The sequence below is a fragment of the Flavicella sp. genome, assembly GCF_029238425.1.
In the GTDB taxonomy this organism is placed as follows: Bacteria; Bacteroidota; Bacteroidia; order Flavobacteriales; family Flavobacteriaceae; genus Flavicella.
In genome coordinates, this window is record NZ_JAQWGB010000162.1 from 1 (window position 1) to 11,282 (window position 11,282).

Consider the following 11,282-nt stretch of genomic DNA (forward strand, 5'->3'; position numbering starts at 1 on the left):
GAGGAAATGATAAAAGATAAAAAATCGTATACTGCTGAATTCCTAAAAGAGAAACTTTAAGAATTCATTATTACAAAAAAAGCCTTTCAATTTCTTGAAAGGCTTTTTTAATTTTTTTTGAATTATGTAAATTATTATCTAGAATAATTTGGTGCTTCTTTTGTTATTGTAACATCGTGTGGGTGACTTTCAGCAATACCTGAAGCTGTAATTTTAACAAATGAAGAGTTATTTTTTTGATCTTCAATTGTAGCAGAACCACAATACCCCATACCAGCTCTTAATCCTCCAATAAATTGATGCATTGTAGCAAACAACTCTCCTTTGTAAGGGACTCTTCCTTCTATTCCTTCTGGTACTAACTTTAAACTATCATCTTCTTTTCCTTGGAAGTATCTATCTTTAGAACCATTTTTCATAGCTTCAACAGACCCCATACCACGGTAAGACTTAAATCTTCTACCGTTAAAAATTATCACTTCACCTGGAGCCTCTTTTGTACCAGCCAACAAAGAACCTAACATAATTGAATCAGCTCCAGCAGCAATCGCCTTAGGAATATCTCCTGTATAACGAATACCACCATCAGCAATAACAGGAACTCCAGTTCCTTTTAAGGCATCAGAAACATTCATTACTGCAGATAATTGAGGATACCCTACACCTGCAACAACTCTGGTAGTACAAATTGAACCCGGTCCAATTCCTACTTTTACCGCATCAGCACCAGCAGCAACTAAATCTAAAGCTGCTTGCTCTGTAACTATATTCCCGGCAACCACATCTAAATTTGGAAATTTAGCTTTTACTTCTTTTAATTTATTTAAAATATTGATAGAATGTCCATGAGCAGAATCTAAAACTACTGCATCCACACCTTCTGCGACTAAAGCTGCAACTCTATCTACACAGTCTGGAGTAACTCCTATTGCTGCTGCAACTCTTAATCTTCCGTATTCATCTTTATTTGCGCTTGGATTCTCTCTTACTTTGATAATATCTCTAAAAGTAATCAAACCAACCAATTTGTTATCTTTACTTACAACTGGTAATTTTTCAACTTTATTATCTTGTAAAATAACCTCAGCTTGCTTCAAAGAAGTTCCTTCTTTTACAGTAATTAAATTCTCAGCTGTCATTACTTCCGAAATCAATCTTTTGTCATTTTTTTCAAAACGCAAATCACGATTTGTAACGATACCTACCAATTCATTTACATCATTAATTACAGGAATTCCACCAATTTTATGCTCAAACATTAAGTTGTTAGCATCTAAAACTGTTTCATTAGCCTTAATTGTAACTGGCTCTAAGATCATTCCTGCCTCAGAACGCTTTACCTTTTTTACTTCCAATGATTGTTCAGTAATCGACATGTTTTTATGTAAAACACCGATACCTCCTTCCCTCGCCATTGCAATAGCCATAGAAGACTCAGTCACTGTATCCATCGCAGCTGAGATAATTGGAGTATTTAAAGTAATATTTCTTGTGAATTTTGAAGCTATGTTAACAGTGTTTGGTAACACTTCAGAATACGCCGGTACCAAAAGTACATCGTCGTAAGTTAATCCTTCATTGATAATTCTAGATGTAGCCATGTGCAATAAATTTATCATTTAATTGCGTGCAAATATACGTTTTTTATTCTAGTAACGCACCATCTTAATCTCTAATAAATTTCCTAATGATTTCTTAAAACTAAGTTCATACAGCACAAGCTCTTAGCCATAAAAACATTTAACTCTCTGCATTGTTTTTGCGATGCATTTCAATATAAAGCGCTTCCACTTTACTTTTTGCCCAATTGGTACGTCGTAAAAACGTTAAACTAGAGCCGATCGATGGATTATTTCTAAAACAGCCTATCTTTACTTTATGTCCCAAATGTTCCCATCCATAATAGTCAACTAACTCTTTTAAAATTGCATCTAAACGTTTTCCGTGAATTGGATTATTCGGCTGTTTTTCCATAAAAAAATGTACAAAATAAATATGGTGTAAAGATACTTCAATACATTTGTAAAAATTAATTTCTATGCCACAAAAAAACAATACTGTTTCAGAAATTCTTAAAGAATTAATTGCTTTTCCTGTCCTTGGAGGAGAAAGCAATCTGAGTATCATTCATTGGATTGAAAATTATATTTCAGACTTTGATATAGACACGCAGTTGGTATTTAATGAAGATAAAACAAAAGCTTCTTTACATTGTAGAATAGGACCTGCTGTGGATGGAGGTACTATACTTTCTGGTCATACGGATGTGGTTCCCGTAGAAGGACAAGATTGGAAAACACCTCCCTTTGAACTAACAGATAGCAATGACGGTAAATTATATGGAAGAGGAACTTGTGACATGAAAGGTTTTGTAGCTTGTTGTTTGAGCCTTTTGCCCAGTTTAACGATAGCCAAGTTAAAAAAACCTATCTATTTTGCCTTTTCGTATGACGAAGAGATTGGGTGTTTAGCTGCTCCTGAATTGATTGTACATTTACAAAATTTTTATAATGAGACTCCGAAATTTGCGATTATCGGGGAGCCTTCAATGATGCAACCCATTATTGGCCACAAAGGAATTTGCTTGTACGATACTTATGTCAATGGTTCCGCTGGTCATAGTAGTGGAATTTTAAAAGAAGTAAGTGCTATACATGAATCGGCAAGATTGATATTATGGTTAGAAGAAAAAATGAAATCTTTGGTTGCGGCAGGTAGTATTGACCCTCGTTTTACACCTCCTCATAGTTCTATTCATGTGGGTAAAATGAACAGTGGTATTGCAGCAAATGTTATAGCAGACAAAGCACACTTCTCTTGGGATGCAAGAGTTATCCCGAAAGATTCTTTAACTCAAATTATAGAGGATTTTAAGACCTATTGCTCTGAGAGGGAAAAAGAACTACAAACAAGGTTTCCAGATTTTAAAATTACAACCATCGAACAGCATCCACCTGTACCGCCACTTGATACAAGCGATGATGCTGAAATAGTGAAGGTTTTACAAGAAATTAATAACAATCATAATATCGGAACCGTTGCTTATGCCGCAGAAGCAGGTCAGTTCTCAGAAGCCGGTATCCAAAGTATTATATGCGGACCTGGCTCAATAGACCAAGCGCATAGAGCAAATGAATATATTGACAAAACAGAATTGGACAGTTGTATTTCTATGTTAGAGAAATTAATTCAATTGAATTCAAAATAAGAAATACTTCCTTTTTAAAAAACGAAAATGACAGTTACAGAATTTAGAAATGACTATATCCTAGGATTTGGATATGATAAAAAAAGTAAACAAAAAAAATTTAGACTTATTGTTTTATATAGGGCTACGATGAATATTGCCAATGAGGTTTTGGAAAATGACAACAACACCTGTTTCAAGCAGTTTTTAGCTGGCAAAGACCTAAACAAGGCAATTTTAAAGTTTAAAACAGATGCTATTGAAGAAATTTTAATCCATTTTAAGGTAAAAGACTATAACTTATCTGAAAAAGAAATAAACAAATATTTTGAGTAATCACAAGCACGATCACGAAGATCATAACCACGAGCATACTCACGACCATCACCATGATGATGGAAAGATTATGACTATCAAAGAATATAACAAAACAAACCTAATGCTATTCAATATAAAAGAATTAAAAACAACAGACACCGCAGTCTGTACACTTACTTCTATTGATAGAATTTCATTTTTACCCAATGGTGTTGAACATCATGAATGCAAGGTTTCTTTGTTAGACGAATATTATACAGAATTGATCAAAAGAAATTTAATTGCACATTTTTTTGAAAAAATTGAAATAGAGCCATTTGATGCTTTGGATGCGAGCAATGACGTTGATTTTTTGTTTTCATGACACTTTTAATTTTGAGATTTTATTAAGAAAATTATACGTCACATATCAAATTTATAAAGCTACTTCTTCGTAAATTTGCAGCATGGAGTACAGCGAAATAATCGAATTCTTACAAGATGGTTTTCAGCTGGTTACTAACTATGTAACCTCGCCCGGTAAACGTACGTATTTCCTCTATTTAATTACTTCTTTAGCTCTAGCTTATTACGTTTATTTTAAAAGTAAAAGAAAAGAATCTTTTATTGCGTATATCATGCATAAAAAAGTGTGGTTGAGTAAATCTGCATTTGTAGATTATTACTTGATCATTTTTAATAGTTTTTTCAAACTAATTTTAATAGCTCCCTTTTTATTGTTTGGCTTAAAATTAGCCTTCAATACCAATGATTTTTTGTTGGCTCAATTTGGATATGCATCCTTTAGTTTGACTACAGCTCAAACTTTAATTTTGTATACCATAAGTCTGTCTATTTTAAATGATTTTATGACCTATGTGATTCATTTGTTATTTCATAAAATTCCTTTTCTATGGGAGTTTCATAAAATTCATCATTCTGCTACCAGTATGAGTCCATTTACCCAATACAGATTGCACCCTATTGAATTATTGGCAAACAACATAAAAGGTATTTTAGTTTTTGGCTTTACCACCGGAGTCTTTGATTACCTTTCAGAACATCAAATAAGTAAATGGACGTATTTGGGAGTGAATGTGTTTAGCTTCGCTTTTTATACTTGGGGAGCCAACCTAAGACATTCTCATGTAAAACTAAAGTTCTTCAGTTTTTTAGAATACATTTTTATCAGCCCGGTACAGCACCAAGTTCATCATAGCGACAATCCAAAACATTTTGATAAAAACTTGGGGTCAAGACTGGCCTTATGGGATTGGATGTTTGGAACATTAATTCGATCCAAGCAAGTTGAAAAAATCACTTTCGGGCTAGGGAAAGAAGACAATAAAAACTATGTATCTTTCTTTCAAAACTTATTTATGCCTTTTAAGAATATTGGCAATTTTTTCTTTAGAAAGAAGTCTTAAAACTTTACCTTTCGACAAGCTCAAAGTACGAATTGCATTAGAAAACTATTACGGAGGCTGAGCTTGTTGAAGCTTCAACTTCATGTCCTCTTATCTATATAAACCTCAAAGTTTGGATAAAAAAAAATATACCCTTAGACAAGCTAAGGGTACATTTTGAATAATTATTTAGATAAACCTTATTTTCTCAATGACTTTACCCATGAGATCAATAATTCTTTGTCCTCATCAGACAATTTAGCATCCCCGTGTAAATTTGTGTAAGAACTCAAAGGCATTTCACCCTCCTCTACTTCTTCATAAAATTCTTCTAATTTATGATCTGCTTTTTTTGCTGAGTAATCCGCCCATTTAGAGAAGTTCAAATGCTCCTTACCTTCTTCTATATGATGGCCTATCCACCACGATACCGGAGCAATATTAGTATACCAAGGATAATTTGTTTGATTCGAATGACAATCGTAACAAGATGTCTTTATGATTTCAGCTACCTTTGCTGGTGGATTTGTAACACTTATAAAATCTTTAGCAGGCTCCACTGGACTTGTTGTTTTATCAATTCTAAAAAATTGAATAATTACAATCACTGCTACTATAATTTTTACAATATTTTTTTTGTTCAGTTTCATATCTTTAAAAGTTAAATTTTGAATTCAAAGGTAAAATAATATCCTCTTGGATCTGATGTTATGATTCCAGGTCCAGGATACCCAGTTGCTCTACGTGTAAAATAGGAATTATTCAACACATTGGTGACACCTGTTTCTAGTCTTATTTTTCTGTAAACATACGAAAAAGAAAGATCTAAAATATCATAGGCAGGTATCGCTCCTTCAACTGTAGTTGCATTATTAGGATCATAGGGTGCATTCGTTACATCGGTAAATTGCTGCGATAAATAGGTATATTGAATACCTGCCATAACGTTCTTATACCCAATATTGGCTCCTGTTTTTAAATTAACTAAAGGAACAAATTCTACTTTTTTTCCTTCAACTCCATTAAACTCAGATTTTATATATGATGAATTTGTAAATGCCGAATTTACAAATACATTACTTTTAAAGTAATTATAATCTTCCCAAAATATATTTCTTAAATTAAAATCAAACAATGATTCTATTCCATAGATAAAAGCATCACCAATATTATCACGTACCCAACCTTTTCTATCCACAAAATTAGTTCCTATCTTACCTTGATATAATAAACCAAAAACACTTGCATCATAAGAAACAAGTTTTCCTATTCTTCCTCTTACTCCCACATCACTAGTATATCCTTTCTCGTCCTTTATATCCTCTGCAACCGAAAAAGAAGGGCTTGTTACACGAATATCACTAAAGGTTACAGAACGATAATTTTGAGAGACATTACCATATAGTTCAAAATAATTATCAGGTTTAAAACTAGCTCCGACCCCTAATAAAAAAATATTTCTGTTAAAAGTTCTATTATCAGGTACAAAAACTCCTTGATTATTATCAAGGTATTCCCCTTCTGAAATTGTTTTTATATATTCAAATCGAAAACCTGGCGTAACAGAGAAACTATTAGAGATATTAAAAATATTTTCTCCAAAAAATGCCGTATTAAAATTTGGATACGTAAAATTTGATTGATTAGGGTAGTCAGGGTAATGATCTGAATAAAAACTAAAATCTGCATCCGTCCCTTTACTACCAGGCCCTTGCTGAGAAGTATTATTAGCACTATAGATTTTTGTTCCTATTAAAAAAACTGACTCTCTATCATTGATATCATAATGAGAAAGTAAACGAGCTTCTGCTCCCCAGTTTCTAAACTGCCCCACTAGTAAATCACGTTCATGTAAAAAGTTCCCCTCATTATCTTGCTCATCCACATCCAAAAAGGGATTTGGTTGAGAAAAATTATAATTGGCAACAAACCCAACAGCTTTTCTACTGGCATTTAAACCAAAAACATTCAAACTGAAATCTGTTTTTGAAGTTAATTTATGCTCTAACTTCAACGCTAATAAATTCCAATTTACGGCAAACCAATTTCTTGTCCTATTACTTTGTCTAGGGTCTTCTAAAAATTGCACATCAGACAACCCTCCCGACTGTTTGGCTAAATATTCTAAATAGGTAGATTCAAAAGAAATTTTGGTTTTCTTATTGAACTGATACCCCAAATGAGCAAAAACATTATGAGAATCAAAATTAGAATTCGCTCTATAACCATCTCCTCTTTTATAATTATAATAGGTATAATAACTAAATTTACCTATGGTTCCACTCAAGCTAGTGAAGTTAGTATACAAACCAAAAGACCCTACGGTATTTCTAGAAACTAATTCTATTTCTTTATGTTTTACAGGTCTTTTTAGCTTAAAATTAATCAAACCACCGAATTGGGTCCCATATTGTAAAGATGCAGCTCCTCTGATTACTTGAATCTCTTCCAAGCCTTCATTTGCAGGTGTATAATAACTTTCTGGGTATCCCAAAACATCTGCACTAATATCATAACCGTTTTGTCTTGTATTAAAGTTTGCAGTTCTGTTAGGATCTAACCCTCTTCCACCAACACTCAATTGCAATCCTCCATCACCAGCATCAAAGATGTTTAAACCTACCACTTGTGCCATTACCTGTCTAGCATTATTTGTCGCTAGGTTCCCCGCAATTTGATCCACTAAAATAACTTCTGTTTTTTTACCGGCATAAATTGCAGTTCCTTCAACAGGTCTTAGTCTTTTTAAGTTGAAAATTTCTTTTTTATGATTGTCTAACTCTACTTCTGTTAATACTTCCGCTAAAGGAGTTAATTGAAATGAGATTTCTTTAGTACTTTCTGATATTATTGATTCAATTTCTAAAATATTGTAGTCAAAAGAAAATACGACAAAATATTTTTTCCCCTCAGAAAGTCCATTAATAAAAATTTCTCCATTTTTATCTGTTGTGCCAAGCTCTTCTCCTGAACTCAAAAATATTTGAGCAGAAGACACAGCCTCACCCGACTCTGTACTCTTCACTTTTAAAACAATATCATTTAATTCTGTTTGGGCAAAAACAACGTTACCTACTAAGTAAAGCCATAGATAAAAAACACCTAAAATGTTTTTTACAGGTATACTACGTGTTACTATAAATTTAAATAATTTGTTCATTCTAATACGCAAAAAAAGTTCAGAGATACTATCTATGAACTTATTGTTTTTTTATTTTGACATACAATTAATCTCCATCAGAGTCATTATAATCTGCTTTAATTCCTAATGCAGAAATCATATTTGTTTTTAAAACCTCTATGATACTATGTATTCTATCCCTGGTGATTTTATATTTAGCCCTATCTGATTGAATTCCCATATAAAAATCGTCATCCAATGTTTCCGCTTGGGCAATTGCCGCATCGTAGCGATCGTTGATCACGATACTTAAAAGTTTACCTCCAGCCTCAATTTGCAACTCATTCAAATAAGATTTCAAACTTTCTCCTTCCGTTTCAGAATTTAGGTGCTTCCCGTTAAATAAGTCTTGCGACGATTCAATTGATGCAATCAGTAATTCTTTAGAAACATTTTGTTTGTATAAAGCTTCCACTTTTTCTGGAGCAATTACAGGAGGTTGCCCAAAAAAGTCAATTGGGATTCCGATTTTTCCGGCTCTTGTAACTTTTTCAAGATTAAAAATCATATCATTGGTCAACTTATCCAAAGAAGCTGTTGAAGAAGAACAATCATTTGAGATAAAAATCCCTCTATAACTTCCTTTCCAATCTTCTTGTACAGATGTGGCCATAGATTTTAACCTTGCAACAACATCAAATAAATATTTTTTATAATTCGTTGCATTTCCATCAGAAACATACTTTGCAACAATTTCAGCATCGGTTACTCCCAAACCATTTACCAAATAATCCAGTGCTGGCAAACCTTGTGCTTCTATGTTTGTAGATAATTCCAAATTATAATTTCCTGAAGATATGTTGGCTTCTACTACAGAAACCTCTAATGGGTACGTGTTCGTATAATCTCTAAATCTTGAAATTTCAGCTTGACCTATTTCATAAATAGAAACGTTTTGCCAAGTGTTATAGGCTTCCATCCAAGCCGTACGTAATACTTCCAAATTTACCGTATCAGGATTTCCAATAAAGTCTTCAGAAGCTGATTCTACAACTGACAATTCACTCACATATAAATCATAAGATGGTATGATAATATTATCTGCCCAATTGGTTAATAAGGCTCCTCTATTGAAAGAGTCATTGGTACAATCTTCTACACTTGCATCTGTCTTACAGGAAGCAAAGAAACATGCCAAAACCAAAAGGTAAATACTATTTTTCATCTTATTAATTTTTTATCAATTAAGAGTTTGCAAATTTATAAAAAGCGGTTGTCTTAAAATAACAGACAACCACTTTTATTTCATATATTTTTAGTGCTGAATTATTCCGCAGCTTCTGCTGTTGAAAAATCAAATTTTGCCGAGATAGTATTAGATACTTCATCTAATACAGTTCCATCAGTCAAATCCCAAAACCCGTTTCCTGCTTCTAATTTCTCAATCAACGCAGTCACTTCAGAAGCACTCAAATAAGGAGCACCTGTTTCTGGGTTTCTTGTAAATTGCAAGCTATACACAAATCCATATCCTTCTGACAAGTCATGAAAGGCTGTTGCATTATCTTGAGCAGCTAAAGCTCTTTTTCCAGCTTGTAAATAGTAAACAGCTCTAACACCCATCACTTTAGAAATCTGGTATTGTAACACAGTAATTGCGTCATTTAAAGCATCATAATCATTCGCTACTAAGGCAGCTCTTCCGATTTTAAAAGCTTTGAAAATTTGATCTTGAATCCCTGCAAAATCAGTATCAGAGTTTACTTTCGTTATATACTTGAATAAAAAAGCATCTCCCTCATAACTAACTGGACTTTCAAAATCTACAGAAGGATCTCCATAAACATATCCATAAGCTTCATCAAAATAGTGCTCTAATTTTGTATAGTTACCACCATCCAAAGTTTCTGCCTCATGAGCAGCTATGTATTCTGAATTAGACAATCTTTGAGATCCTAAATAATTGTTCAATACTTGATCAGCGATCAAAGCACCAATAGAACCTTTTGCAAATGCTTGATTGTATTCTAACCCTTTAGCACTTACGTAACGTGTATTTGATCCATTAGTTACATACCCGGCAGAACCTGCTGCTGCAACATTATCTTTATTAACAACAACCTCAGAAGCATTGCTAGAAATATATCCTGAAAACACAGCTTTTACAGCATCTCCTGCAACAACATCATTACCAAATAAATCATCTGAAGCAGCAATTTTACTTTTTACACTTTTACTAGAATCATTCAATCCTAAGCTTCCAGCATCTACAAAATCCAGAGCACCTGCTTGGTGATCAAACGCTGCTTCCACTTCTGAAGCCGTTTTTCCTGAAGTCACTGAAAAATATCCCAATATTTCTTTGTTCATTGCCAAACGCGCTGTTTGACCGCTAAAACTAATAGAAGTTTCACTGTTTCTTTCAAAAACATAGGTAGCAGGAACGCTTCCTCCAAATTCGATATCATTCACATCAGTTACTGGTCCTGAAGTCCCAGGTCCTTCACCAATTCCATTATCCTCATCTTTACATGCAGTGAACATTACCATTGTTACACTTAATAAACTTGCTTTGATTAATTGCTTGTACATTACTTTTATTTAGATTTATTACAAATAGCTTTTTTCTTGCCGCAAAGATACACAAGAATCTTATTTCTCAAAACTTATTTAGAATAAATTAAAATAAAGATTGAAAATATTTTATTAAGATCTAATAAATATAAAAACTAACTCAGTTAAATACCTTAAGCGAAGCGTTATAAGCACTTTCAAAACTCATCGGTTTTGTATTAGTAATAACTTTTTGCGAAGTAAAATAAGATAATAACTTTTCTGTAGGCATATTTCCTGTCAACTCATCTTTTGCCATAGGACAACCACCAAAGCCTTTTATAGCTCCGTCAAATCTATGGCAACCAGCATTAAATGCACTATCTACTTTTTCAAACCAAGAATCATAAGTAGTATGTAAATGTGCTCCAAACTCAATGTTTTGATACGCTGGTATTAAATTTTTAAACAAATAATTTATCGTTTCAGGAGAAGCAGTTCCAATAGTATCAGAAAGAGATAAAATTTTCACTCCCATTTGTGATAAAATCTCTGTCCAATGAGCAACAATTTCAACATTCCAAGGATCTCCATAAGGGTTTCCAAATCCCATAGACAAATAAGTCACCACTTCTTTTTTAGAGCTTGCTGCAATATTTAAAATTTGATCTAAAACCTTAATGGACTCTTCAATGGTTTTATGCGTATTACGCATTTG

10 protein-coding genes and 1 pseudogene are annotated in these 11,282 nt (G+C 33.1%); 4 read left to right on the forward strand and 7 right to left on the reverse strand.

All coding sequences use genetic code 11. The features are described from left to right. Nucleotides 1-134: 134 nt before the first annotated feature. Together guaB and P8H68_RS11160 are read right to left on the reverse strand one after the other, a co-directional pair. Nucleotides 135-1,601 carry an IMP dehydrogenase gene (gene guaB, locus P8H68_RS11155; protein WP_300324991.1) on the reverse strand — a complete coding sequence of 489 codons (1,467 nt, stop codon included), beginning with the start codon at nucleotides 1,599-1,601 and terminating at the stop codon, nucleotides 135-137. Nucleotides 1,602-1,740: 139 nt separating this feature from the next. After that, on the reverse strand, nucleotides 1,741-1,974 hold the full coding sequence (locus tag P8H68_RS11160; RefSeq protein WP_300324994.1) for a VF530 family protein: 234 nt from the start codon (nucleotides 1,972-1,974) through the stop codon (nucleotides 1,741-1,743). 64 nt (nucleotides 1,975-2,038) lie between these two features. On the opposite strand from P8H68_RS11160, the gene argE reads away from it, so the two are divergent. From argE to P8H68_RS11180, 4 genes are all read left to right on the forward strand, one after another. Next, nucleotides 2,039-3,208: an acetylornithine deacetylase gene (argE, locus tag P8H68_RS11165; protein ID WP_300324997.1), complete on the forward strand. Its 1,170-nt coding sequence runs from the start codon at nucleotides 2,039-2,041 to the stop codon at nucleotides 3,206-3,208. Between the two features lie 27 nt (nucleotides 3,209-3,235). Continuing rightward, the gene (locus P8H68_RS11170; RefSeq protein WP_300325000.1) at nucleotides 3,236-3,523 is read left to right on the forward strand and encodes a hypothetical protein; all 288 of its coding nucleotides are present in this window, start codon (nucleotides 3,236-3,238) and stop codon (nucleotides 3,521-3,523) included. Continuing rightward, complete coding sequence (locus P8H68_RS11175) at nucleotides 3,516-3,869, forward strand: hypothetical protein (RefSeq protein ID WP_300325003.1); 354 nt, start codon at nucleotides 3,516-3,518, stop codon at nucleotides 3,867-3,869. Before P8H68_RS11170 ends, P8H68_RS11175 begins: the two co-directional genes overlap by 8 nt. An 82-nt stretch (nucleotides 3,870-3,951) precedes the next feature. Beyond that, complete coding sequence (locus P8H68_RS11180) at nucleotides 3,952-4,911, forward strand: sterol desaturase family protein (RefSeq protein ID WP_300325005.1); 960 nt, start codon at nucleotides 3,952-3,954, stop codon at nucleotides 4,909-4,911. Nucleotides 4,912-5,090: 179 nt separating this feature from the next. Here P8H68_RS11180 and P8H68_RS11185 read toward each other — a convergent pair whose 3' ends face one another. The 5 genes and pseudogenes from P8H68_RS11185 to P8H68_RS11205 all read right to left on the reverse strand — a co-directional run. Beyond that, on the reverse strand, nucleotides 5,091-5,540 hold the full coding sequence (locus P8H68_RS11185; protein ID WP_300325008.1) for a heme-binding domain-containing protein: 450 nt from the start codon (nucleotides 5,538-5,540) through the stop codon (nucleotides 5,091-5,093). Between the two features lie 11 nt (nucleotides 5,541-5,551). Beyond that, nucleotides 5,552-8,050, reverse strand: coding sequence for a TonB-dependent receptor (locus P8H68_RS11190; protein WP_300325012.1), 2,499 nt, complete (start codon nucleotides 8,048-8,050; stop codon nucleotides 5,552-5,554). Nucleotides 8,051-8,117: 67 nt separating this feature from the next. Further along, on the reverse strand, nucleotides 8,118-9,236 hold the full coding sequence (locus tag P8H68_RS11195; RefSeq protein ID WP_300325015.1) for an imelysin family protein: 1,119 nt from the start codon (nucleotides 9,234-9,236) through the stop codon (nucleotides 8,118-8,120). Between the two features lie 101 nt (nucleotides 9,237-9,337). After that, the gene (locus P8H68_RS11200) at nucleotides 9,338-10,603 is read right to left on the reverse strand and encodes a DUF4856 domain-containing protein (protein ID WP_300325018.1); all 1,266 of its coding nucleotides are present in this window, start codon (nucleotides 10,601-10,603) and stop codon (nucleotides 9,338-9,340) included. Between the two features lie 142 nt (nucleotides 10,604-10,745). Further along, nucleotides 10,746-11,282 (reverse strand): annotated as a pseudogene (locus P8H68_RS11205) (hydroxymethylglutaryl-CoA lyase); the annotation flags it as partial.